Here is a 24,361-nt window from a genome sequence, read left to right on the forward strand (position 1 = left end):
AGAAGGATCTATGCGTTGTATTGAATGTGGTTTCCAAAGTGAATTGGACCAAAAAATGATCACTTGCCCAAGATGTGGGGGAATACTTGAGATATCTGTAAAATTGCCCTCCACATTCTCGTTCTCCAAGCTAAGAGGTAGAGGAGTCTGGAGATACTCCCCTGCAATAGCTGGAAATTACAAGAAAATTGTAAGCATAAGCGAGGGCGGAACGCCTCTGATCAGGTCAAGGGAGAACAACGAAGTATATTACAAGTTCGAGGGAGCAAACCCAACCGGAAGCTTCAAGGACAGGGGGATGACAGTAGCCATCAGTTCTGCGGTGAGCGAGGGATACAGGATCGTGGTCGCTGCGTCCACAGGGAACACGGCGGCCTCAGCGGCTGCCTACTCCGCGAGAGCTGGTCTCAAGATATACCTAGTCCTGCCAAAGGATAAGGTTGCCATAGGCAAACTGGCCCAATCCATCCTGTACGGTGCCACAATCCTAGAAGTCGAGGGAAGCTTCGATGTCGGTATGAAGGCAGTGATGAAGCTGTACAAGGAAGTGGGAATAGTTTATCCGCTCAATTCTTTCAATCCATGGAGGCTGGAGGGTCAGAAGACCATCGCGTATGAGATAGCTGAGGAGATAGGGGTTCCCGACTACGTGTTCGTACCGGTTGGGAATGCTGGGAATATTTATGCAATTTGGAAGGGCTTCACAGAATTAAGGGATGCGGGAGTAATTGACAGGGTACCCAAAATGGTCGGTGTCCAAGCCGAAGGAGCTTCACCAATCGCCAGGGCTATTCTGAACAACCAGGACGTTCCCCAATTTGTGGAAAATCCAGAGACTGTGGCAACTGCCATAAGGATAGGAAAACCAGTGAATTGGAAGAAGGCCATGAAGGCCATTAGGGAATCGCAGGGAACTGCAATATACGTCAGTGACAACGAGATCGTGGAGGCCCAAAGGGAACTGGCCAGAAGGGAGGGGGTAGGGGCCGAACCTGCATCAGTGGCGTCCTTCGCTGGATATAAGAAGGCCTTGGAGCACGGACTTCTGGACAGGACAAGTAAGACAGTCATGATACTGACAGGGCACGCACTAAAGGACCCTGACTCCATGATAAAATCCTCGGCCAGACGTATAATTGTAAATCCAGACCATTTAGAAAGCATAATTTTGGGTGATCTGAATGCTAGTGGTTAAAATAGGTGGATCAATTCAGAAGGACGAGAAAGACTTTGAGCTCATAGCTGACAAGATAAACCACTACTCCTCATCAAGGGATAAGACGATTGTGGTGACCTCCGCCCTGAAGGGAGTAACCAACAGCCTCATTGAAGCTACGGAGAACAGGGATAAGGCAGTGGAAATAGTCAGCGAGATATATGATAGACATGTCAAGCTCCTGTCAAAGGTTGTGGACGGACCGGAATTTGACAACGCTTTCAAGTCTTTATCCAAGCTGGCCGACGAGCTGTTCAGAATAGCATGGTCCATCAAGGTGCTGGATGAGATATCGATGAGGGTTAGGGATTACATCCTCTCCTTCGGTGAAAGGATGGCCAGCATAACGCTGGGAGCCATGCTGAGAAGCAGGAAGATGGACGCCCAGTCCTATCCAGAACCCTTGCTCGTGACAGATGATTCCTTTGGAGAAGCCAACGTTATGGAGGATCTCTCCGCCATGGAGGCGAGAAAGGTTCTTGACATACCATCTAGGATCGTAGTAATTCCCGGTTTCATAGGCAAGACCCCAACAGAGAGATACACCACCGTCGGGAGGGGAGGTAGTGACTATACCGCCACTCTCCTAGGTAAACTGCTTGGGTTTCCAGAGGTGAGACTAATAACTGAAGTTCCAGGTATCATGACTGCTGACCCCAGGAAGTTCCCAGGGGCCAAGACCATATCCAGACTTTCCCTTGAGGAGGCAATGGAACTGGCGCAGATGGGAGCTAAGAGGCTTCATCCCAGAACCTTTGAACCAATGTTTGACAGGGACATAAGGGTTTACATAGAGGGACTTTACGACGAGGGTTACACCCTGGTTCAGGGGACGTGTGATTCGTCGGATAAATTGAAGGGAATTGCTGTGCTGGATGACCTTAAGTTGATCTCTGTGGAAAGCACCAATATAGTGGGGAAGATAGGCTCTGCAGCGAGAGTAATGGAGAAGGCGAGAGAGGCTGGAGTTAACATAATTTCCCTATCCCAGCCGGCTTCCGAGACAACAATCCACATTGTAGTTGACTCCAAGAACGCTGACAGGCTTTCAGCGCGCCTCCACGAGTTAAGAGATGTGGATAGTATCAACGTTCAAGATGCGAGCGCAGTGAGCGTTGTGGGATGCGGATTGAGGAACAGGGAGCTATTTAGAGAGGTATTAAGGGAGGCCTCGTCCTTTGAGGTGGCCTCAATATCCAGGGGACTGAAGAACGTGAGTGCCACCTTTGTGGTGAAAAGAGATGAAGGTTTTAATCTAGCTAAAGACTTACATGAGGTTGTTGTGAAATGGATAAACTAAGGGTATCTCTTCTGGGAGCTACTGGAATGGTAGGGCAAAAGATGGTAAGGCTACTCTCCTCCCATCCCTACATTGAACTCACCAAAGTTAGTGCATCCCCGGGTAAGATAGGCAAGAGGTACATTGAGGCAGTAAGGTGGGTTGAGGGCGGTGAGGTGCCCGAACAGGCCAGGGACCTCAGGATAGTGTCCACCGAACCTGAGGATCACAAGGACGTGGATGTGGTACTCTCGGCCCTGCCAAACGAGATGGCTGAGGGGATAGAGCTTAAACTGGTTAGGGAAGGAATAACCGTGGTGTCCAATGCAAGTCCCTTCAGAATGGATCCAGAGGTTCCGCTTATCAATCCCGAGGTAAACTGGGAGCATCTGAGACTTCTGGAAACTCAGAGGCAGAAGAGGGGCTGGAAGGGTCTCCTTGTGAAGAACCCCAATTGCACCGCAGCCATAATGAGCATGCCCATCAAACCCCTTCTCAAGTATCGCTTGAATCACATGATTATAACCACCCTTCAGGCGGTGAGTGGAGCTGGATATAACGGTCTTTCCTTCATGTCCATAACCAACAATGTTATACCCTTCATAAAGGGCGAGGAGGAGAAGATACCTAAGGAGTCCGGGAAAATGCTGGGAACCCTCGCTAATGACTCCATCCACCACGTGGAGCTCAAGGCACTGGTAACGTCCACCAGAGTTCCCGTCAAGGTAGGTCACATGGGGGTTATCTACCTGTTCTTTGACTCCCCGGTTAATGCGGAGGAGGTGAAGAGGGACCTTTCATCCTTCAAGTCTCTACCTCAGGAAAGGAACTTACCCACGGCCCCCAAGACCCCTATCAGGGTACTTGAGGGAGAGGATAGGCCTCAGCCTGAGATAGACGTTGGAGCGGAGAAGGGAATGGCCATCAGTGTGGGAAGGGTTAAGAACGAGAATGGGGCAATCAGAATGGTTGTGCTAGGTGATAACCTGGTCAGAGGCGCAGCGGGAATAACAATACTCACGCTGGAGGTCATGAAAGAGCTGGGCTACGTATGAGAGTGGATTTTCACGTTCATTCCTTTTTTAGTGATGGGAAGCACGATCCCGAGACCCTGGTTAAGTACGCTAGGAAACTAGACATACATATCGCCCTGACCGATCACGATACTTCCCGGGGCATATCACGAGTTGAGGGAGAGGTCATACCTGGACAGGAGGTCACAACCCAATTCGGACACGTGGTTATTCTCTGTAACTTCCCTCCAAACCCTCCAAAGGACCTTTCCCTTCTTGTGGACTACTCCAGGGAGAACTCATGCGTGCTCTTCCCCTCACATCCCTTTGACATCTTCAGGAAAGGGATAGGGGAACAGGTATACAGATTCAAGTTTAATGCCATTGAGATATATAATTCAAAGGCTCCGCGAAGGGCAAACATGAAGGCGGAGATTGCCAGCAGGTCGCTCTCATTGCCCGGACTCGCCAACAGCGATGCCCACGTGAAGGAGTCCATGGGCTCAGCATACAACGAGGTGGATTGTGAGGAGTTTAACGTGGATGAGATACTGGAGAAGTTGAGAAGGGGAGAGATCTCACCCGTACCCGTGGGGCTTACAGTAACCGCTAAATTGAAGATAGCCCAATGGTATATAGAGAGGAAACTGAGACTTGAGAAGGATACCCGCGGAACTCTGCGTGAGGTGCAAGGGAACTAAGTTCTTGTGTGGCCTCTCCTCATGTCCCATTACTGAAAGATTCAGGGCAGTGGTTAACGCTACCTCCAGAATATCTCTGGATAGGGGAGTAGTGGATGGTTCCACTCCTCCCAGTGCAGTGGTGGGGGAAAGGGGTTACCCAAAGGTCTCCCTCAGTTTCAATGTGGCTCCAGGTGTGGTGGGTGAACAGGCCAGGATCTATGAGGATCCCGTGAACTGGTGGGGAAAGGCAACAATATATGACATTATAAATTATCGCTCCTCTCTAATTTCCAACTTCTCTTCCGTTCAGGTTCACGACGTGTGGAAATTATACGAAAAGGAGCTCTCACTTGCCGTGGTTTCTGAGAGACCCGTTCAATCCGAGAGCAGGATCTCTGGAAAGCTTGAGGCCAAGTTAAGATTTGATGGCTACGTGCTACCCAGAGGACCCTCAGTGAAGGCTGAGGAGATCAGGGTGGTGGAGAACCCCAAACTTCCCAGAATGCTTGAGAAACTGATCCAAGATGACGTGAAGGCAACTGAGGGAGTGGTTTCCCTCTACGAGAGCGGACAGGATGTGTACAGGATCATAGACGCTCTCTCCCTTGGGCTACTGGGTACCAGGAAGGGGAGGAAGCTGGTTCCCACAAGGTGGGCAATAACTGCTGTGGACTCCATTGTGGGAAAGGAACTGCACGATCGCGTGGTGTCGTTACCCCAAATAAATGAGGTCATGGTGTTCTATCAAGGTTACCTTGGAAACCACTTTCACGTAGTTCTCTACCCCTCTTCCTACTCTACCTCGTGGGTGGAGATCTGGCATCAGATGGCCCTCTGGTCCAGCGAGCTTGTAATTACAGACCTTCGGGAAGACTACTGGGGCAACTATGATACCTTGGATGGAGGATATATGGCAGCCAGAACCTCTGTGCTGGAATACCTGAACTCCATCTCGAGGTCTGCAGGAGTGATCATTATCAGGGAGATAACGAAGGACTACTTCGCGCCTTTGGGGAACTGGCACATCAGGGAAACCGTGAAACGGGCCTTTCAGAACAGAATAGCCAAAACCTCCAGCTTGGGGGAGGCCCTTGACCTTGTTCAATCCAGACTCAAGGAGAAGAGGGTGAACCTCAGGGAGATTAGAACAATCAGGGAGATCCTTTCACAGAGGAGAATAGACGATTTCTTCAATAAATGAGGGAGAAGGCCGACATAGCCGTGTAGAGCCTGTTCTCCGCCTGATCCCAGACCCTGCTCCTCCTTCCATCTATGACGCTCTGCTCCACCTCCTCTCCCCTCACCGCTGGAAGGCAGTGCAGGAAGATGGAGTCGGATGAAGTATACCTCATGAGATCCTCGGTCACCCTGTACCTGGAGAGGATCTCCTTTCTCCTCTGGGCCTCGGCCTCCTGACCCATACTCACCCATACGTCCGTGTACACCACGGACACTCCCTTAACTGCGTCGTAGGGATCTTCATAGAACTCTATGATGGCGCGACTGGCCTCCGCCTCCTCCTCTATTCTCTTCCATATTTCGGGCCTTGGCCTCATCTCCTTCGGAGAGGCGACCCTTAACTCCAGACCGAACTTGGCCACAAAGGCCATCAGGCTGACAAGAACATTATCTCCCCCGTCACCTATGAAAGCCATGGGCTTGTTAAGGGTCCCAAAGATTTCCTTTATGGTCATGAAGTCGGTGAGGGCCTGAAGCGGATGTGATAGGTCACTTAACAGGTTAACTGTGGGCCTCCCTGAGTACTCCGCGAGCTTCTCTAGGGTCTCATGCTTCAAAACCCTTGCTCCTATTCCGTGGACCATCCTGCCCAGTATCCTGGCTGTATCCTCTATGGGCTCTCCCCTGGAGAGCTGAACATCGTTCTTGCTCAGGACTATGGCCGTTCCGCCCATCATGGAGATGGCCAGCTCGGAGCTGATCCTGGTCCTAGTGCTGGGTTTCTCGAAGTACAATGCTATCCTCTTTCCCTCCAGTGCCTTCGGGACGGAGTTGGTCATAACTTTCTCTTTCATGGAAAAGGAGACGTCAAGTAACTTCTGTAGATCGTATCTGTCGAGATCCAGGAGACACAGAAGATTATTGCCTTTTAGCATCATTTAAAAGTGAAGGACGGCAATTATAAAGTATGAGTGGTATCTCCGCCCTCCAAGAGGCCACCAAACCCAAGCAGGGGAACAGGCCCAGCTACGACGAGGCTTACGTTATGTGGGCTTTGAACCTGATTCATGACGAACCACCAATGGGCAGACTAACCCTCATGAAGAGGCTGGGGCTGAGCGAGGCGTCGGTGAAGACCATGATGAAGAGGTTAAGGGAGTTGGGGCTGATAATTGTTGATAGGGTAGGGGGCACCGAACTGACGGAGAATGGCAGGAAGCTTGTGGAGGGCTGGAGATCGAGGGTGAGAATATCGGAAGTGCGCATAGATTCACTCAACTGGAGTGCCATCCAGCTGGTCCTTCTGGGTGGGAAGAACCTGGTGGAGAAGGAGGGAGTAATCCAGCTCAGGGACCTCATCATCAGAATTGGAGCCGAGGCCACCCTTATCACCGTGAAGGACAGCCAGGGGATTGAGATCCCGCCTAAAACTGAGGATTTCTCCATAAAATCCCTTCTTCAGGAGGTGAGCCTTCTTTCCGCTCAGTTTCCCGTGGGGAGTCTCATCATCTACCTAGTCCCGCAGGACACTCATTTGGCATATAAGGTGGGAATTTCTCTCCTAGAACATGAGAGTAGGATTTCTGGTTAATCCATACGCAGGTTCCGGGGGAAGGATAGGTCTCAAGGGAAGCGATGGAGTGAGGCTCCTGAACCCTGAAATTCCACACAGAGTTGGTAGATTCCTGTCTAGGGCCCCGGACGTGGAATACCTAGTTCCGAAGGGGAAAATGGGAGAGGAGTACATGAAGGGTAGTGGGAAAAGGTATGCTCTCCTGAACTCCGGGAGAGACGACTCAACTAGGCAGGACACACTTGAGGCCGTCAACGAGATGAAGGACAGGGAAGTTAACATCGTGGTATTTGTGGGTGGTGATGGCACCGCGAGAGACGTGGCTGAGGTGGCAGGGGATATACCAATCCTTGGTGTACCTGCTGGAGTAAAGATGCATAGCGGGGTGTTTGCCACAACTCCTGAGAGCGCCGGAACGCTCCTAACTCAATTCGTTCAAGGAAAGGCCAAAATAATGAAGGCAGAGGTCATGGACTTGGACGAGGATGAGTATAGAAAAGGGAGATTTGTGGTTAAACTATTTCATGTAGTTAACACTATCTCATTTGCAGATTTACTCACCCCAAGTAAGGAAGAATACAACTACTCAGATGAAATAGATTCCATAGCCTATTTCTTTCTAGAAAAGGTCATGAATGAGAACGTGACCTATATCATGGGCCCTGGTACCACAGTTAAGAGAATAGAGCAAATTTTAGGATTTTCTCCAAATTTTTTGTCTATAGATGTTATGAAAGGAAGAAAAGTGATAAAATACAATGCAAACTACGAGGATTTGAAGCAATTAACCGGGGAGTTAAAGCTGGTCCTGACCCCCATTGGAGGGCAGGGCTTCGTCATAGGGAGAGGTAACCAGGAGCTGGGGCCTGAAGTTCTGAAAAGGGTGAGAAAGGAGGATCTGATTCTTCTCGGATCGAGGACAAAATTGAGCAAGCTGGAATGCCTCAGGTTTGATACCGGGGATCCACAGCTGGACCTCAAGTTCAGTGGTGTCTACAGGGTAATAGTGGGATATGACGAATACATGGCAATTACTACATGCAGTATCACTTAGACAAAAAAGCCATGGTATTCCCTAGGCAATAATTTACCTATCCATTAAAAGCAAATTCGCCTATACATTATCGCAGTGTCCGATAGGGAACCTAGCGTGGAGGATATTCAGGTCTCGCGGGAGAGTAAGGCATCTCCCAGATCCAAGCTTATGGAAGCTATCCTCGTTCTTCTCCACGCTAGGCCCCTCAGAACCTCGGAGATATCCTCCAATCTGGGATATGAAACAAAGTATGTGAGCAGTTACCTGAGCTACTGGAGAAAGAAGGGGCTCATCTACCTGGAGGGTGGGCGGTGGTATCTCACCCCTCAGGGTGAGTCCTTGGCAACGGCCATCATTGAATCATACTCCAACTCTAGGTTTAAGGAAATGCTCGTGATTGCCAAGCAAATGCTTGGTGAACAGGTTAAGGACTCAATAAACAACAAAAGTAAACAAAGCTCGGAAAAACAGGAGAAGGAAGTTTTGTCGTTTATTGACTCCAAAACCAGATCTAGGGACAATAAATCACAAAACAGGGATCCAGCGGTTTGTCTATCGGATATTTCAGAGAAATTAGACGAAGATGAAAGAGATATTCTAATGTTTCTTCTAGAGAGATATAAACAATGGGGCTCCACATACATATACATGGATCAGTTGCAGGAAGAGTATAAGGCCGACTCCGCCTGGCTCTTCAGGGTGTTGAGAGGCCTACAAACCAAGAAGATACTTTATCTCTACAACGACCCTAAGCTGGGCTTCAGAATAGGTTTCTCTCAGAACGTCAAAAGGAAACTGGAGAACTGCTAATACTTACTTCTACCATGGCTGATTTCTTGTTGATCACTAACGCGTTATGACAAATAATTATACAAACATGTAATAGTCAATCTGACAAGAAAATATGAAAAGAGTAGTAGTAATCTATATAACTGGTCCAGTTGAAGAGATGGTAATGTAGAGAGGTGTTTCCGTTGTCGTCAAATAAATCAATAAAAATGTCCGAGGACGAGATCAATAAGGCATTGGCAAAGGCTGAGAAGGAGGCAGAGAAGAAGGATCATAAGAAGATCTGGATAGAGAAGATCATGAAGAGTGCTAAGGCCTACTACAAGGTTTGTCCCTATTACGATAAGAAAACTTCAAAATGTTTCCTTTCACTTTCGAATAAATGTAATAGAGATGGAAAATACGAGAATTGTCCAGTATTTCTGGAGTTCTTGGACAATAAATACCAGGAGTTCACTTCTAAGAAGAAAATTTTGCCACTGGACTTCTTGGATCTCGCCCAATCAGTTTGAGGAAGAGGCGTGTAATTAAAAGTGCCCAGAAAGAAAAACGACGAGGAAGAGGAGGAAGAAGAGGAACCGAGAAGGGAGAAGAAGGCCAAGAAGGAGAAGTATGTTGATGCTGAGAAGCTCCTTGACGAATATCTTGAAGAGGTTGAAGTGGGCCTGGGAATATCTCATCTCAATCTGGACAAGGAACTGCTTAAGGAGATCCTGAAGGAACCCTTTATCTCAGCTGTGGGTCAGGTGAAGTCCAAGCCCAAGGCCAGAACCATTATAAATAGGCTTAACGCCTCCAGGGATGAAATGATGGAGTATCTTGCCGTTAGGATCGTTCGAGAAGTGGAGATAGGCAAGCTAACCGATGACCAGTTAGAATTCCTTGTGGTGAATATAAAGAAACCAATAGTTGATCTGGCCCCCCAGTTATACGCTGAGGCCAAGAAGAGGGGAAGAAAGGACCTGATAGACATTCTCCAGTATAATTGGAACCTGTTTGGTCTCAGATCCCCCGTGAAATGTCCCAGGTGCGGGTTCGAGGCGGTGATGCCTGACTACTCGTGCAGGGTTTGTGGTTACTCCCTCTCCACAAGGGAGATTAAGGAAGCGGTGAATCTCATGTCACAGCTGGAGGAAATGTATTCATACGATCCCGAGGGTTTGAAGGAGATAATCACTTCAGGCTACTTGATTTACCTCTCTACAGGACCCGTTCCTCCGTCTAGGTTCAACCCATCCAATTCAGAGATCTTTTACGAGATAACACTCACGTCTCAGGAGAAAGCTCAACTGAACAGGCTTTACAATATTCACCATCAGGTCTGATGACCGCTCCACACCTTTTACACCTTGAAAACCTGCTCAGGATTGCCTCAATGGAGGGAGGAAAGGTGTGGAAGACCTCGTTGTCGCTGAAGTCCGAGTGAAGCCATTTCAGGATCGCGTCGAAAACCTCATCACCCGTCTTTAACTCCCCGGTTAACTCCTGGAACCCCCTCAGCTCAGTGATGGGGGTATCATAAAGGGGTGAAACTAGGGTCTTTCCAAGCATCTGAGACTTGAGGCCATAGAGTGAAAGATAAGAATTCTCCAGGGAAGCTGAAGAGTAAACCAGATAGGCCCCGAAGAAGTCTGCAGTGAAGGGCAGGATGACCAGATTCTCTGCCCGTCTCTCAATCTCCAGGAGCAAGTCCCTGATCATGGAATTTATCTCCTTCTTGGTTTCCACAACCAACTCGTTCATAGTAAAATTGCAATTTGGGCAGACTTTTCCTATTAGATATCTTAAAAATTGACCTATTTCCTTATAGAATACTGGATAGGCTAGGATAACCTGTGACCCCCTTAGATTTATTCCTGCCCTGCCAAGGTTCTTTCTAACCCTGTGTAAAACTTCCTGCCTGGAGCATCTGGAACAGAGGAGCTTCCCGCTCACCAGTATCTCCGCTCCCTCTTCACCGCAACTAACACATTTCACATTCATTTCTGTGAATCCAAGGAAAAAAGTCTCCCGTTAGCTTCATAGTGCCAAGAGAAACTGAAAAATTATCGGTCTCACGGGAGTGTGTCCAACAATATTGCTATAGACAAAATTTAAGTTGGGCCAGGACGGGTTGATTCTGGGTGAGAGCGTGAAGATCGCGTCTCTCCCCGTCCTGACCCAGATAATGTGTTACCTTCTAAGGGTTAATAACCTTGAGCCCAGGTTCCACTCCCTGGAGGAGGTGAGGGCCCTTGCTGGTTACTACCTGGGCCACTCGCTCAGGAGGTTCAGGTTGCCCAGGAGCACGGTTCACTACTACTGGAGGAGATTGTCCAGCGCGAGAGTTGACGTGCCTGTGTCAGGGGAGTACGCCGTGGACGAGACCAGGGTAATCCTGGTTAAGGGCGTGGTGTACTACCTGTGGGTCGTGAGGGACCTCAACACGGGCGTTATACCCTTCTTCATGGTCACCGAGGCCAGGTCAGGTCTGGACGTGCTAATGCTGGTAGGGGGAGTGAGGGAGGTTGAGCTGAGGGTGAGGGGCGAGGTGCTCAGGGCCAGGTACGTCCACGACGGCCTGCCCGCGTACAACTTCCTCTCCATAGCAGGGGTCCAACACGAGCACATCACCTTCGGGGTGAGGAACAGGGTTGAACAGGTCTTCAGGACGGTGAAGCACAGGTTGTCAGGGATGGACTTCCACTTCCCGTGGAACTCCAGCAAGTGGAGCCTGAGGAAGTGGTTCTCCACCTACTTCACCGTCTACAACCTGTTGCAATTGTGGCAGGTGAGATAAATTGTTGGACACACTCTCTCATGGAAGAGTTAGATTTATATATAAGCGATCTGAATGGACACCAGAAAAGGTGATAATGAATGGCTGGAGTTCCAGTTCTTCTATTCAAGGAAGGCACCTCAAGGTCAACAGGTAGGGATGCGCTCAGGAACAACATACTTGCAGCAAGAACTTTGGCTGAGATGCTCAGATCCAGTTTAGGTCCCAAGGGATTGGATAAAATGTTGATTGATAGCTTCAATGATGTGACCATCACTAACGACGGAGCCACAATCGTCAAGGAAATGGAGATTCAGCACCCCGCTGCGAAGCTTCTGGTTGAGGCCGCTAAGGCTCAGGACGCTGAGGTGGGCGACGGTACAACCAGCGCTGTGGTTCTCGCAGGCCTTCTCTTGGAGAAGGCAGAGGGCCTTTTGGACCAGAACGTTCACCCAACCATAATCATAGAGGGATACAAGAAGGCCTTCAATAGGGCGCTTGAGCTCCTCACTCAGATCTCCACCAAGATAGACGTCAAGAACCTTCAGGATCCCGCGGTTAAGGCCAACCTCAAGAAGATAGTTTACACCACAATGGCCAGCAAGTTCATTGCCGAGTCCGAGGCCGAGATGAACAAGATCATGGACATAATCATTGATGCCGTTTCCAAGGTAGCCGAGCCACTACCCAATGGCGGTTACAATGTGAGTTTGGATCTGGTGAAGATCGATAAGAAGAAGGGAGGAACAATCGAGGACAGCATCTTGGTCCACGGTCTAGTTCTTGACAAGGAGGTTGTCCACCCAGGCATGCCCAGGAGAGTGGAGAAGGCAAAGATAGCGGTTCTGGATGCCGCTCTTGAGGTAGAGAAGCCTGAAATTTCCGCAAAGATAAGCATCACCAGCCCAGAGCAGATTAAGTCTTTCCTAGACGAGGAAACCAAGTATCTCAAGGAGATGGTTGACAAGCTGGCCAGCATTGGAGCTAATGTGGTGGTGTGCCAGAAGGGTATTGATGACATAGCTCAGCACTTCCTTGCCAAGAAGGGAATACTCGCTGTTAGAAGGGTGAAGAGGAGCGACATTGAGAAGCTGGAGAAGGCTCTTGGAGCTAGAATAATAAGCAGCATCAAGGACGCGACTCCAGAGGACCTAGGCTATGCGGAACTGGTCGAGGAAAGGAGAATAGGAAACGACAAGATGGTCTTCATTGAGGGAGCTAAGAACCCCAGAGCAGTGAACATCCTGTTGAGAGGATCCAACGACATGGCCTTGGATGAGGCGGAGAGAAGCATTAATGACGCACTTCACGCCCTCAGAAACATCCTGTTGGAGCCAATGATAGTACCAGGTGGAGGAGCAATAGAGGTCGAGCTGGCAATGAAGCTGAGAGAGTACGCTAGGACTGTTGGAGGAAAGGAGCAGCTCGCCATAGAGGCTTACGCTGATGCCTTGGAGGAGATCCCGAGCATACTTGCTGAAACCGCCGGAATGGAGCCCATATCAGCCTTGATGGACTTGAGGGCAAGGCATGTTAAGGGAATGGCCAATGCCGGTGTAGATGTAATAAATGGAAAGATAATCGACGACATGTTCTCCATTAACGTACTGGAGCCTGTCAGGGTGAAGAGACAAGTCCTCAAGAGCTCAACGGAGGCGGCAACCTCAGTGCTGAAGATTGATGACCTGATTGCAGCATCCCAGTTGAAGTCCGAGGGCGGTAAGGGTAAGACCCCAGGCGGAGAGGAAGGAGAAGGAGCTGGAATGGGAGGAGCTCCTTCCTTCGGTTAAAACCTAAAATTTTTTATACATTAGAAGAGTGTCTGAATCTTCCAAGTCTTTGTATCCATCTATCTCATCTAGAGCCTTTTTGGCCGCAGCCTGAATATCCTTATCGGAGTAGCTAGAGATTACCTCTTGGAGTAATTTCTTGGATAGATCAACGCCTAGCACAAGCACAAGTTCCGTGAAGTCGGGGCTCTGGAAGTATTCAACAAGCCTTTTGGGGTCCCCTCCATAAGAGGAGAACTTGTATTTGGATTCCGCAGCTGCCAACAGTCTCCTCACATCGTCCAATCTTTTCAGATCTAGGGCAGTTGGAGTCAGTATCCGGCTTGCAATGTTTCTCAGAAAATCTGGATCTCCCAAATCGGAATCGCCTAATGAGGTTATTATGCCTTCATCTATAAAAGGATTAGTTATGGGGGATGTGAACAGTGTATAGACATGGTGTTCAGAATTAGAAAAATTCCTAATCTTACTTTTATTACAAGGAATGTGCCCAGAATATTCTTGCATACATATTTAAACTGTGCGTAGTTATATTCCCTATCTCTATATAAATATAACTAAAAATTAACCTTATATTACAAATTTCATAAATAAACACGCTTAAACCTTATCTATTTTTAGGGAAGATGTTAGAAGTGTATTCACAATATTTAAAAGAGGATTAACCGAGTAGTATACTAGTGAACTGCGTTGAGTGCCAAAAGTAAAAAAACTAGAAAGACGAAAGAAAGTGAGGGTGAAGTGGAGAGTAAGCTCAAGGTAGTTTATTCTGACAAGGACGTAGTAGTCATGACTGCTCCCAACGAAGAGGAGCTAAAGCAGATACTTCTAGATCTCCTCACGGAGAAGCCCATGAACCTGAAGGAACTTCACAGTAAGCTTTCCGGGATCGCAAGTGAGGATAAGATAAGGAGAGCCCTAGCCAGCCTGTCAGAAAATAGACAGGTGACTTTGCTGGAAGACGGAAGGTACGCTAAACTGGGAACAGATTAGCTAGTTCTAATTGGGCAGGTTTGCCAGTGTTTGTTGCACATTAAGGCGTTGCTTATGGTCAGGACTCTAGCTAAAATGTTGCAGTAGGCCACGTAACCCCTCTGGGTTCTAACTGGTCTGTAGTGTTCACATTGGCTGTCCAACGGGGTCTCCATCACGTTAACCTTAGGATAGAACTTGACCTCTTGATCCACACCCTGATAAAGTTCCAAACCCTGCTTCTCCTCTCCCGTGTCCTGGTAATACCTACAACCTCTATAGGATTTGAAACATCTGTTGGGGCTAGTTACGCTATCTGAGGGAGTATCTAGCATGGGTGAGGTACAAAAACCTGACTTATAGTAGGGGCAAATATCACGTCTCTGCAACTTCCCTCACTATGACGTGTACCCCTGTTAAATCAAGTTCCTCGTTCCATTCCGGAATGTGCACCGTCACCACGTTCACTGCATCAACGTCCTTTAACCCGCTCAGTACCTCCTGCAACCTTTCTCTAGAGCTCCCCTTGCCCGTGAAATCCTCTACCACTAGGACTTCGGCTATTTTCTTCATGATATGAGTCTTAACTTTAAAGAGTTAAAAGGGTAACAGCGGACTATGGCAGTGGATATTCTAGCGAAGATAAAGCAGGAGATATCCTACCAAGTGGGTCAGGAGCTGGGAATAGGGCAGGACTTGGTTTATAAGGTAATTGAATACCCTCCAAGGGAGGAGATGGGAGATTTAGCCATACCCTTTCCTGCGCTGGGAAAGAAACCGCAAAACCTGGAGGTTAAGTCCAGGTTTGTTAAGTCGCACTCGCTCTCAGGTCCTTTCCTCAACCTGAAGCTGGATGAGGCTCAGCTCTTCAAGGAACTCTTCTCGTCGTTGGATCAAGATTACGGAATAGAGAGGGTGGAGAAACCCAGAAGGATCGTGGTGGAGCACACCAGTGCCAATCCGATTCACCCGCTTCACATAGGTCACCTCAGAAATTCCGTGATAGGGGATGCCCTTGTCAGGCTCTCTAAGGCTAGGGGTCATGAGGTAATCACCAGGTTCTACGTCAATGATAGCGGTAGACAGGTTGCAATCCTGATTTACGGTCTCTCCAAGCTTGGCTACCCTGAACCACCCAAGGAGGCCAAGAAGGACCTGTGGGCTGGAACCGTGTATGCTATGACCAACATCATCCTTGAAATCAGGGCTTTGACAGATGAGCTTAAGACCGTACAGGACGCAGAGTACAGGGAAAAGGTAACCAAGAGAGATGAGCTGGTAGGGCTGGCCTCGGAGATAAGGTCCAGGAACCAGGAATACTTCGACAGGCTGGCCGAGGCCATAAGAGATGATCCTGACCCCGAGGGAAAGATAGCAGACATCATAAGGAAGTATGAGGCCGGGGACCCACAGATCAAGGAAATAGTCAGAAAGTACGTGAATTATGTACTGGATGGGTTCAGGGAGAGTTTAAGCAAGCTGAACATCACATTTGACGAGTTTGATTACGAGAGCGATCTGCTATGGTCCGGCGAAGTGAAGTCGGTGCTGAGATCCGCATTGAGCTCCAGGGCTAGAATAGAACATAAGGGAACGGAGGCGCTGGACCTGGACAAATATCTAGACGACGAGGTGAGGAAAGAGTTGAGGATTCCGGCAGGTCTGGAGATACCTCCCCTGGTTCTGACCAGGTCTGACGGAACAACGCTTTACACGGTGAGGGATATAGCGTATACCATTAAGAAGTTCTTGACGAGCAAGGCAGATCAAGTGATTAACGTAATAGCTGAGCAACAGACAGTTCCGCAGATACAGCTCCGGGCCGCCCTCTACCTTCTAGGTTACCCCGAGATGGCGAAAAATCTGGTTCATTACTCGTATAGTATGGTAACCCTCCCGGGAATGACCATGAGCGGAAGGCTGGGCCGTTACGTTTCCCTTGATGAGGTTTACGAAAAGGTGAAACAGGCTGTGGAGGAGAAGACAAAGGATAGGGGTCAGGTTAACATACCCGAGATTGTCAACTCGGCAATAAGGTATGCCCTTCTCTCAGTTTCAGCGGACAAGCCAATTACGTTCAACGTGGGCAAGGTTACAAACTTCGAACAGAATAGCGGGCCCTATCTCCAGTATACGTACGTGAGGGCCTATAACATCCTCTCCAAGTTCACGGGTGAGATAAGTCTCGACGTAGATTACGGTGACTTGGCGGGAGAGAAGAGAAGATTGCTTCTGGCAATTGCCAAGTTCCCAGAAACCTTCAAGAACTCTGCTGATAGCTTGGAACCCGAGGTTCTGGTTTCTTACCTGAGGTACCTGGCTGACACCTTCAATGCCTGGTATGATAAGGAGAGAGTTCTTCAGGAACAGGACGAGAAGAAGAGAATGACCAGGTTAAACTTAGTGAAGGGAGTGGAGATCGTCATGAGAAACGGTCTGAGGGTTCTAGGAATAAGTTCATTAACCAAGATGTAAATCTTCTATTGGACCCGTAGCTCAGCCAGGATAGAGCGCAGGCCTTCGGAGCCTAAGGTCCCGGGTCCGAATCCCGGCGGGTCCGTTTTTAGGCATCAAGGGAAATATTGCAACTCTTGGGCGAGCTCGTGGAAATTTCCCCAATTGGTTGCCATTTTAAACTCATGAAAGACAGAGCCCTATTTCCTCTTCTTTATAGTAAATTGAAAGATAATGATGAATCAAGCTGATCTCTGGGTAACTTGTATTGAAGGGCCCCCTCAAAGGCAAGTTCAGAATAATACCCGCGAGAGATAATACCATAACACGCTAAGAAAATGGTTAAATGAAAAAAGGTAGAGAGTATATAGATTCTCATGCAAAGTGACATCAGTGTACTATCCCTCTCTAAGATATCTGTCATAAAGCGTGATGGTAAGAGGGAGGAATTTAAGCTGGAAAAGATCCTCTCAAAGCTCGGTCCCTTGCACGATGAGATAGTGGACGGAATTGCGAAGGATGTTGTTCAGAACTCTACTGACAATGTAATAAATACTAGATCACTGGCAGATATTGTGGAGAGGAACCTGATTGAGGGTTCCCTGGAGCATCCAGAACTCATGGATCTAGCCAAAAAATATGTTCTGGCCAGGATTTACAACCATGTATTTGGGAAGGGAAAATGGGGCGAATTTGATCCTAAGGATCTTCTCATTAGCTATAACGCGCTCAAGGTGCTGGAGGCAAGGTACCTGCTGAAGGATCCTGAGACTCTCAGGTATATTGAAACACCTCAGATGATGTTTAAGAGAGTTGCCTCATATCTAGCTAAGGTTGAGCAGGACAAAAATGTTCAGCAGGACGCTATGCAGAAATTCTATGAGATAATGTCCTCTCTCAAGTTCGTACCCAACACTCCTGCCCTCATGAACTCTGGAACCAGACTTGGTATACTCTCCGCATGTTTCGTTCTACCGGTCAGGGATTCCATGACCTCTCCATCGGGAGATGGTATCTATGACACACTCAGGGCTATGGCATTGGTCCATCAACAGGGTGGGGGAACTGGATTCGACTTCTCCGAGTTGAGACCCAAGGGAGATGTTGTGGCGTCAACTGCGGGAGTTGCATCTGGCCCGGTCTCCTTTATGAAAATATTTGACGTTTCCACAGATGTGGTGAAACAGGGAGGTAAGAGACGTGGCGCTAACATGGGCGTTATGCATGCCTGGCACGCTGACATTGAGGATTTCATCCATGCCAAGACTGGAGAATTGAAGGACGTTCAACTTCAGAACTTCAACATTTCGGTGGGCGTTTATGACTACTTCATGGAGGCAGTGATGAGGGAGGAGCAGGTTCCTCTTATAACCCCGAGGAAGACCAAGATACCCGGTACAGATCACGAATACTACATTGTCAAGGCAAGGAACTATATGCGTGAGGAGTGGGTCCAAGAGGAGATACTCAGGGAGCTGGAGGAAAGGGGACCAGTTTACTTGGACGAGAGCAAGATAATCACGGTAGACGAGGCATTAGCCATAGCGGAGAAGGAGGGTGCCGTGATAAGATGGGTTAACGCTAGGACAATCTTCGAGCAAATAGTTAAGGGCGCTTGGGACTCCGGCGATCCAGGTCTCCTCTTCATAGATGAGATCAACAGGAGACATCCCACATGGTACCTGGGGAAGATCCAGGCCACTAACCCATGTGGAGAGGAACCGCTACTGCCCTGGGAGTCGTGCAATTTGGGTTCCCTCAATTTGGAGAAGTTCGTTAAGGAGAGAGATGGAAATCCATACATTGACTGGGAAGACCTAGCCAACACCATAAGATACGCAGTAAGGTTCCTTGACAACGTGGTGGACGCCAATAGATATCCTCTACCCCAAATAGAGCAGGCAACCAAGAGGACTAGAAAGGTTGGACTGGGCGTGATGGGTCTAGCCAGGGCACTGATAAAACTAGGTATCCCATATGACAGTGTTGATGCGGTTTACGTGTCCTACTATCTGGCCAAGTTCATTTACTATCACGCAATGAAGACTTCCATTGAGCTGGCCAAGGAGAAGGGATCCTTCCCTGCATACGACCCAGTAAGGTACAAGGATGTATGGGAGTCAGCTAGGGAACTTGATGATATGTTGGCCATTTCTGGGATCAGGGGTAAACCCTCAGAATACGCAAAGAGATTGATGTCAGAGGCCGAGAAACTGGACGTCACTGTCCTCAAGGACATGAGGCTCAAGTATGGCCTGCGAAACGCCACCGTGGTCTCCGTGGCTCCGACGGGTACAATATCCATAATAGCTGGCACGTCATCATCTATTGAGCCCCTGTTCGCATTGGCGTTCATCAGGAATGTGGCGGTTGGAAAGTTCATGGAGATTGATCCCCTCTTCCTAGAGTACCTGAGAAAATATGAACTGGACACACCGGAGGTGGTCAAGAAAATTGCTGAAACAGGAGAGGTGGGTGATAACCCGTTTGTGCCCAAGACCATAAGGAGACTGTTCAGGACTGCTCACGAGGTGGAACCCATGTATCACGTTCTGCATCAGGCAGCATGGCAACAGTGGAACGACTCTGGAACCTCCAAGACGATAAATCTGAGGAGTGAAGAGCCCGCAGATACAGTGGAGAAGGTTTACATGACGGCCTGGAAGTTAGGAATAAAGGGCATAACTGTGTACAGGGACAAGTCTAAATCTCAGCAGGTCATTTACTTCGGGTTAAAGAAGGAAAGGGAGGAGAAGTCTAAGGCTTTGCCATCATCCCTCAGAATGGAAAAGAAGTTCGTGGAGGTTAGTGAGAACTTCGCTGGCGGATGCAAGACGTGTGAGCTCTAGCCTAATCATACATTTTAGTTTTTAGAGAAAATCTTTCTGCTTCTATCTGCAGTCAAATTGTAGTCTGGCTCTATATTCATGTTTTTATACATGTATTCATAATAGATTAATGGTAAAGACGATGTCATTGGTTCCACCTTGCGAGTACTCTGTAAAAGAGCTGTTGCCAGCAATGCGTTCAATTATTGCTACCAAGCTGGTAAAGGACAAGGGATATCCACTGTATAGAGCAGCATTACTCATGGGAATAACCCCGGCTGCAGTTGCCAATTACATGAATGGTAAGAGGGGCACGGCAGTAAAGAGCATAATAGAGAAGGATCCCAGGCTCATGGAGATGATAGGTGATCTGGTTGATAAGATAAGTTCCTCGGGTGGTAGCGCTCAGCTTTCAAGCTATTATTGTATACTTTGCGCTGAGGGGAAGAAGGCACTGAAGAGAAATGGAATATCCCTTCCCTCTTGCCTTTACGAAACTAATCTCATGTTGAAATGATCTTTTTCTTTAGCAGGGCTTCAAGCAATCTCCTGATCTCAAGAGTAGCCGAAAGAAGGCCCCATCTTCTTATGGGGATCTTGACCCTATCAAATTCAGGTTCCACGCCTTCCCTGGATATATCCCTTGGGTCCAGCAAGGATGCACCTGTTATTCTAGCGGGTAGATAAAGGGTTGATACCACGGGCTTGTCATCTAGGTTCAGCAGGGTTATGTGTAATCTACCGTTTTCGTATTTCAGGTGAAGAGGTACAACGGAGGAAGGCTCTATTCTCAGAAGGGATACCTTGTACTTGGGCTTACAATCCAGATCCACAACTTGGTTAACCGTATCCCAAACCATTCTGTGGGGTTTAGCCTCCCTCCAGCTCGTGGACCTCCTTACAACGGCACCTCCATCCACTTTGACTCTCCCGGTTTCAAATTCCATGGTGAACGGCCTGCTAGAAAACAGGGTGTAGGAGGAGGAACTTCCTTGAATCGAGACCATGAATGTCTCAATGGAAACGAAGGACCTCAATCCGGTAGAAGAGATGTACAGGGGATTGAGGTAGTGAAAAAAAGCGTTATAAAATCCAGTTTGAACAAGTTCAGTTACACTCACCTCTTCCTGAAACTTGCCAGGGCCCACTTCCCCAGGTGCTAGGTTAACGGGTCTACCAGAGTGGAGTACTGTCCTTTCCCAGGGAGAAGGGTTCAGGTATCCTTCCCCCTCTTCGCAGGGCAAGAGGTCCCTAACCATGGATTTGAGAGAATCCAGATCAATCCGTTGGAAGTTCCAAGGGATGGAATGCTCTCTCAGTGGTGTCATCGCCTCATGGACCTCCCCTCTCCCTCTGACCTCAACCACCGTTCCGTCCGGACCGTGAAGGGAAAGCGACCTGTCCCATTCCAGCGAAAGATTCAGTATCCTAGAAACCAGGGGAAGCTGTTCCATGGCCTGTAGCCTCTCATCCAGGTAGATGGACTGATCCCGTCCAAGACCTAACTCTTCCAACATCCTATGCACCGTCAGACAAATGCCTTTTCTTCACCGTTCAGGCTCGGGGGTAACTCGTCATCCGGTTTCATCTTTCATTACTTTCCTTATTAGCTCTGCTACTTTCTTTCCCTCTACCCTTCCCCTAACCCTCTCCATCACCTTGCCCATGAGGAGGCTAAATGCCTTGTCCCCCTTGGATTTCACCTCTTCCCTGTTCTGCGCCACTACCTCCCTGATTAAGTTAATCAGTTCCTCCTCAGAGATTCCGGAATATTTGGAGATAACTGCCTCAATCTTGGTGTTAGAGTTTGGTGTAGAGTACTCCAGAAGTATCTGGGGAATGGAGTCCTTGGTTATCTTTCCTTGGTTTACACTCGCTATTACGGTCTCAATGTCCTCGTCGGTTATCTTGTCTATATTACCTCCTTGGGACTTGACGTATTTTAGCGTGTTCTCTAGGGTTGTGGCAACGATGGTGGGGGAAACATTGGTGTATTTTCTGGTCAGATATTCAAATTGATCTAGCCTTGGACTATTCAATACCTGTTTAGCCAGCTCCTCGTTTAGACCCATTTTCATGAGCTCCTTGAGTTTCTGCTCCGGGGTTGACGGCATAATCTTCTTGGCATCTTCAAGTAATTCCCTAGAAAGAATGGATGGAATATCCGTTTCAGGATACATTCTTGCTGATCCAGGTTGAGGTCTCATGAATTTGCTTGTGCCATCTTCATTGGCTGCCCTAGTCTCCTTGGGCACTCCTTCAAAAGCCTGAGATAACCTATCCCTAATGACCTGTAACGCCTTTCTGACCTTCTCCTCTGGACCCACGACCAATATAAAACCGTCCAGCTCGCCCGTTCCAAGCTCCTTAGCCACTCTCTGAACCTCTTCCTCCACTATACCATAGTTGGGGAGCTCATCCGAATGGAATATTCCGCCTAGTCCAGCCAGGGCCTTAACGTAATCTGATACCTCAGTCCCGAACCTTCTTCCAGGCATCACCTGTCTTCCTAGAATTCCCTTAAATCCAGGTGCAAGTAAACCAAGAACCTTACCGCCCTTCTTGAGCTCAGATTGGATAAGCCTGCTCCTAGACGAGGTGAAAAGTCCTGTAAGGTCTTTCTCCTTCACTTTCCTCTCAAAATCATCCCTTGTAATCCTGGTTCTCAACTCATCCCTAATTTTCAGTAGCTCCCTTTGCCTGTTAGCTTCATTCTCTATGATCTTCGGTATCATATCCAGCTCCTGGACCCCTTTGATCTCCGTTTTAACTCCACCAGCTATGGAAACGTTGAGGTCTTGCCTTATGGTTCCCAATCCCCTCTTCACTCTCCCCGTTAGTCTCAGCATCTGACCGATGAGTAGTGCCACTCTCTTTGCCTGTTCTGGAGTTTTGATGTCAGGACCAGTGGAGATCTCTATGAGAGGGATACCTAGCCTATCCAAGTTATACTTGACGGAATCGGGGGTGTCCTCTAACTTTCTGGCAGCGTCTTCCTCTATGGCGATGGTCTGTATGGTCACCAGGCCCTCAGCGTCCTTGATATACCCTCCAAGTCCCACTATTGCAGTACGCTGAAAGCCTGAGGTATTTGAACCATCTATAACCGTTTTTCTCATAACGAAGATCTCGTCCACAGGCTCGCCGTTGAATGCTAGAGTCATGGCAAGACCCAGCTTAATCGCGTCCAAATTCATGGGGTGGGGCGGTTCTTCGTCGCACTCAACGAGGCAACTGGACTTCCTCGGAACTTCGTACACTATTTTCTTCCCTTTTTCCCACTCAAAGAAGGCTGCAACATCAACTTGTCCCAACTCGCTTACCACTGGTCTCAAGTACCTCTCTAGTTTGCCTTGACTCTCCTCGTCCAGTGTGGTGGGGCATTCGCAGAAGAGTTTATGGGACGTATTGATCTGCTGATGTATTTCCAGCCCCACCTTTAGTCCCATCTTCTCGTATTCACTCATGTTTCCACCTCGGGAAATGATCCAAGGAGTGTCTTGGATTGTACTCGCCCACCATGTTGGTTAACATGATCCTCTTCACCTCATTCAGGTCTGAGGTCTGGCCCAGGGCCCACATCAGCTTAACTAGTGCAACCTCGGGCAACATGTCCTCCAGTGGAACTACCCCAGATTGTTGTAGCATCCTTCCAGTCTGATAAACATTCATGTTTACCCTTCCGAAGAGACACTGGGAAGTCATTCCCACGAATATCCCATCCTTAACTGCCTTTCTAAAGGCCTCCTGGAAATCGGAGGAAGTATGACCCAGGCCAGTTCCCTCGATTATTATACCCCTATAACCAGCAGACAGTAGAATCTCCACAATGTCGGGTTTAAGTCCTGGGTAAAATTTCAAGAGAAAGACCCTGCTATCGAATTTTGCGTTGACCTCCACCCCATCAGATTTCTTGATGTAATCGTCTCTTAATACCTTCACAGTCTTTTCCTTCCAAAGTACCTTAGCCAAGGGGTGATCATTGATACTCTGGAAGGCATCCCTTCTACTCGTGTGCATTTTCCTTACCTTCACACCCCTGTGGGCCAGTGTGTATGTGTCTGAGCTTTCCCCGTGCATATTGACCACCACCTCTCCGAAGGGAGCCTCCTTGGCCAACAGTATCGATGAAACAAGGTTTATCCCGGAATCACTACTGGGCCTATCGCTACTTCTCTGTGAACCCACAAGTACCACAGGCCCTGGCAGACGCAGGGAGAAAGCTAGGGCCGCAGCGGTATAGCTCATGGTATCTGTTCCGTGAGCAACAACAACCCCTTCACTTCCCTCATCAAAGGCTCTCTTGACGGCCTCCGCTATCTTTACCCAGAATTCAGGTTTCATGTTCTCGCTGAGGATACTGAAAAGAACCTCAGCGGAGATCGAGGTGATTTCCTCGATTTCTGGAACGAATCTAATGATCTCCTCCGTGCTTAGCGCAGGTCTAACTGCCCCAGTCTCGTACTCCACCTTACTCACGATTGTACCTCCAGTGCTGATTATCTTCACTTTTCCAGGACGAGACACTTCGTGGCCCTTCCTTTCTACGACTTTATTGCCTCTCCCTAGGAGAGTGACCTTGACCTTATTTACCGAAAACCCAGCGTTGTACCCGTTGTCCAGCTTAAGAACTACTACAGAATCGTCACGGGAATATGACGGCATGAGGATTCCCTTCACATTAACCTTATCGTTATAGACCTGTAATACGTCCCCTATATCAGCCCCTAAGGAAGAAAGTAACTCTAGAGCCTTTCCCCTATAACCTTCTAACATTTTACAGGGTATAAG

General features: G+C 48.4%; 24 protein-coding genes and 1 tRNA gene. 17 read left to right on the forward strand and 8 right to left on the reverse strand.

Annotation, left to right across the window (positions count from 1 at the left end):
- Positions 1-10: 10 nt before the first annotated feature.
- The 5 genes from thrC to QVC96_RS13075 are packed head-to-tail and all read left to right on the forward strand — an operon-like array spanning position 11 to position 5,392.
- Positions 11-1,195 (forward strand): threonine synthase, encoded by a 1,185-nt coding sequence (gene thrC / locus QVC96_RS13055; protein WP_238026017.1) that lies wholly within the window; start codon positions 11-13, stop codon positions 1,193-1,195.
- Entirely contained in the window at positions 1,182-2,516 is a 1,335-nt protein-coding gene (locus tag QVC96_RS13060) for an aspartate kinase (RefSeq protein WP_238026016.1), read from the forward strand. The genes thrC and QVC96_RS13060 overlap by 14 nt, the downstream gene beginning before the upstream one ends.
- On the forward strand, positions 2,504-3,550 hold the full coding sequence (gene asd / locus QVC96_RS13065; protein WP_287689504.1) for an aspartate-semialdehyde dehydrogenase: 1,047 nt from the start codon (positions 2,504-2,506) through the stop codon (positions 3,548-3,550). Before QVC96_RS13060 ends, asd begins: the two co-directional genes overlap by 13 nt.
- Positions 3,547-4,209 carry a PHP-associated domain-containing protein gene (locus QVC96_RS13070; RefSeq protein ID WP_287689505.1) on the forward strand — a complete coding sequence of 221 codons (663 nt, stop codon included), beginning with the start codon at positions 3,547-3,549 and terminating at the stop codon, positions 4,207-4,209. The genes asd and QVC96_RS13070 overlap by 4 nt, the downstream gene beginning before the upstream one ends.
- Positions 4,163-5,392: an Nre family DNA repair protein gene (locus tag QVC96_RS13075; RefSeq protein WP_287689506.1), complete on the forward strand. Its 1,230-nt coding sequence runs from the start codon at positions 4,163-4,165 to the stop codon at positions 5,390-5,392. Before QVC96_RS13070 ends, QVC96_RS13075 begins: the two co-directional genes overlap by 47 nt.
- On the opposite strand, the gene argF is transcribed toward QVC96_RS13075, so the two are convergent.
- Positions 5,382-6,305 (reverse strand): ornithine carbamoyltransferase, encoded by a 924-nt coding sequence (gene argF, locus QVC96_RS13080; RefSeq protein ID WP_238026072.1) that lies wholly within the window; start codon positions 6,303-6,305, stop codon positions 5,382-5,384. The two genes, QVC96_RS13075 and argF, sit on opposite strands and share 11 nt — an antisense overlap.
- A gap of 32 nt (positions 6,306-6,337) precedes the next feature.
- On the opposite strand from argF, the gene QVC96_RS13085 reads away from it, so the two are divergent.
- The 5 genes from QVC96_RS13085 to QVC96_RS13105 all read left to right on the forward strand — a co-directional run bounded on the left by QVC96_RS13085 (position 6,338) and on the right by QVC96_RS13105 (position 10,093).
- Complete coding sequence (locus QVC96_RS13085; protein ID WP_238026012.1) at positions 6,338-6,961, forward strand: DUF4443 domain-containing protein; 624 nt, start codon at positions 6,338-6,340, stop codon at positions 6,959-6,961.
- Positions 6,939-7,997, forward strand: coding sequence for an ATP-NAD kinase family protein (locus QVC96_RS13090; protein WP_287689507.1), 1,059 nt, complete (start codon positions 6,939-6,941; stop codon positions 7,995-7,997). The genes QVC96_RS13085 and QVC96_RS13090 overlap by 23 nt, the downstream gene beginning before the upstream one ends.
- A gap of 150 nt (positions 7,998-8,147) precedes the next feature.
- Positions 8,148-8,789 carry a replication initiator protein WhiP gene (locus QVC96_RS13095; RefSeq protein WP_255776174.1) on the forward strand — a complete coding sequence of 214 codons (642 nt, stop codon included), beginning with the start codon at positions 8,148-8,150 and terminating at the stop codon, positions 8,787-8,789.
- A gap of 164 nt (positions 8,790-8,953) precedes the next feature.
- Positions 8,954-9,280, forward strand: a complete 327-nt coding sequence (locus tag QVC96_RS13100) for a hypothetical protein (protein ID WP_238026009.1) — start codon at positions 8,954-8,956, stop codon at positions 9,278-9,280.
- 21 nt (positions 9,281-9,301) lie between these two features.
- The gene (locus QVC96_RS13105; RefSeq protein WP_287689508.1) at positions 9,302-10,093 is read left to right on the forward strand and encodes a hypothetical protein; all 792 of its coding nucleotides are present in this window, start codon (positions 9,302-9,304) and stop codon (positions 10,091-10,093) included.
- Here the strand turns inward: QVC96_RS13105 and QVC96_RS13110 are convergent.
- Positions 10,035-10,751 (reverse strand): hypothetical protein, encoded by a 717-nt coding sequence (locus QVC96_RS13110; RefSeq protein WP_287689509.1) that lies wholly within the window; start codon positions 10,749-10,751, stop codon positions 10,035-10,037. The genes QVC96_RS13105 and QVC96_RS13110 overlap by 59 nt on opposite strands.
- A 184-nt stretch (positions 10,752-10,935) precedes the next feature.
- On the opposite strand from QVC96_RS13110, the gene QVC96_RS13115 reads away from it, so the two are divergent.
- Positions 10,936-11,547: an IS6 family transposase gene (locus QVC96_RS13115; protein ID WP_287690511.1), complete on the forward strand. Its 612-nt coding sequence runs from the start codon at positions 10,936-10,938 to the stop codon at positions 11,545-11,547.
- An 80-nt stretch (positions 11,548-11,627) separates the two neighbouring features.
- The gene (gene thsA / locus QVC96_RS13120; protein WP_238026003.1) at positions 11,628-13,316 is read left to right on the forward strand and encodes a thermosome subunit alpha; all 1,689 of its coding nucleotides are present in this window, start codon (positions 11,628-11,630) and stop codon (positions 13,314-13,316) included.
- A gap of 3 nt (positions 13,317-13,319) precedes the next feature.
- On the opposite strand, the gene QVC96_RS13125 is transcribed toward thsA, so the two are convergent.
- On the reverse strand, positions 13,320-13,673 hold the full coding sequence (locus tag QVC96_RS13125) for a hypothetical protein (protein ID WP_238026071.1): 354 nt from the start codon (positions 13,671-13,673) through the stop codon (positions 13,320-13,322).
- Between the two features lie 333 nt (positions 13,674-14,006).
- Between QVC96_RS13125 and QVC96_RS13130 the strand changes: the two genes are divergently transcribed.
- Positions 14,007-14,309 (forward strand): hypothetical protein, encoded by a 303-nt coding sequence (locus QVC96_RS13130; RefSeq protein WP_238026001.1) that lies wholly within the window; start codon positions 14,007-14,009, stop codon positions 14,307-14,309.
- On the opposite strand, the gene QVC96_RS13135 is transcribed toward QVC96_RS13130, so the two are convergent.
- Both QVC96_RS13135 and QVC96_RS13140 read right to left on the reverse strand, forming a co-directional pair.
- Positions 14,306-14,677 (reverse strand): hypothetical protein, encoded by a 372-nt coding sequence (locus tag QVC96_RS13135; RefSeq protein ID WP_238026000.1) that lies wholly within the window; start codon positions 14,675-14,677, stop codon positions 14,306-14,308. The genes QVC96_RS13130 and QVC96_RS13135 overlap by 4 nt on opposite strands.
- Positions 14,664-14,861, reverse strand: coding sequence for a hypothetical protein (locus QVC96_RS13140; protein ID WP_238025998.1), 198 nt, complete (start codon positions 14,859-14,861; stop codon positions 14,664-14,666). Before QVC96_RS13140 ends, QVC96_RS13135 begins: the two co-directional genes overlap by 14 nt.
- Positions 14,862-14,912: 51 nt before the next feature.
- Here QVC96_RS13140 and QVC96_RS13145 point away from each other — a divergent pair, with 51 nt between their 5' ends.
- The 4 genes from QVC96_RS13145 to QVC96_RS13160 all read left to right on the forward strand — a co-directional run bounded on the left by QVC96_RS13145 (position 14,913) and on the right by QVC96_RS13160 (position 20,087).
- Positions 14,913-16,763, forward strand: a complete 1,851-nt coding sequence (locus QVC96_RS13145) for an arginine--tRNA ligase (RefSeq protein ID WP_425598003.1) — start codon at positions 14,913-14,915, stop codon at positions 16,761-16,763.
- Between the two features lie 10 nt (positions 16,764-16,773).
- A tRNA-Arg gene (locus tag QVC96_RS13150) sits at positions 16,774-16,848 on the forward strand.
- 271 nt (positions 16,849-17,119) lie between these two features.
- Positions 17,120-19,591, forward strand: a complete 2,472-nt coding sequence (locus QVC96_RS13155) for an adenosylcobalamin-dependent ribonucleoside-diphosphate reductase (protein ID WP_287689510.1) — start codon at positions 17,120-17,122, stop codon at positions 19,589-19,591.
- 121 nt (positions 19,592-19,712) lie between these two features.
- Positions 19,713-20,087 carry a transcriptional regulator gene (locus tag QVC96_RS13160; protein ID WP_238026070.1) on the forward strand — a complete coding sequence of 125 codons (375 nt, stop codon included), beginning with the start codon at positions 19,713-19,715 and terminating at the stop codon, positions 20,085-20,087.
- Here QVC96_RS13160 and QVC96_RS13165 read toward each other — a convergent pair.
- From QVC96_RS13165 to gatD, 3 genes are read right to left on the reverse strand one after another with little or no spacing between them, the layout of a single operon-like run.
- On the reverse strand, positions 20,074-21,087 hold the full coding sequence (locus tag QVC96_RS13165; RefSeq protein WP_287689511.1) for a hypothetical protein: 1,014 nt from the start codon (positions 21,085-21,087) through the stop codon (positions 20,074-20,076). The genes QVC96_RS13160 and QVC96_RS13165 overlap by 14 nt on opposite strands.
- Before the next feature lie 57 nt (positions 21,088-21,144).
- Positions 21,145-23,037 carry a Glu-tRNA(Gln) amidotransferase subunit GatE gene (gene gatE, locus QVC96_RS13170; protein ID WP_287689512.1) on the reverse strand — a complete coding sequence of 631 codons (1,893 nt, stop codon included), beginning with the start codon at positions 23,035-23,037 and terminating at the stop codon, positions 21,145-21,147.
- Positions 23,030-24,346, reverse strand: a complete 1,317-nt coding sequence (gatD, locus tag QVC96_RS13175) for a Glu-tRNA(Gln) amidotransferase subunit GatD (protein WP_287689513.1) — start codon at positions 24,344-24,346, stop codon at positions 23,030-23,032. The genes gatE and gatD overlap by 8 nt, the downstream gene beginning before the upstream one ends.
- Positions 24,347-24,361: the final 15 nt, after the last annotated feature.

The sequence above is a fragment of the Metallosphaera javensis (ex Sakai et al. 2022) genome (assembly GCA_021654415.1).
In the GTDB taxonomy this organism is placed as follows: Archaea; Thermoproteota; Thermoprotei_A; order Sulfolobales; family Sulfolobaceae; genus Metallosphaera; species Metallosphaera javensis.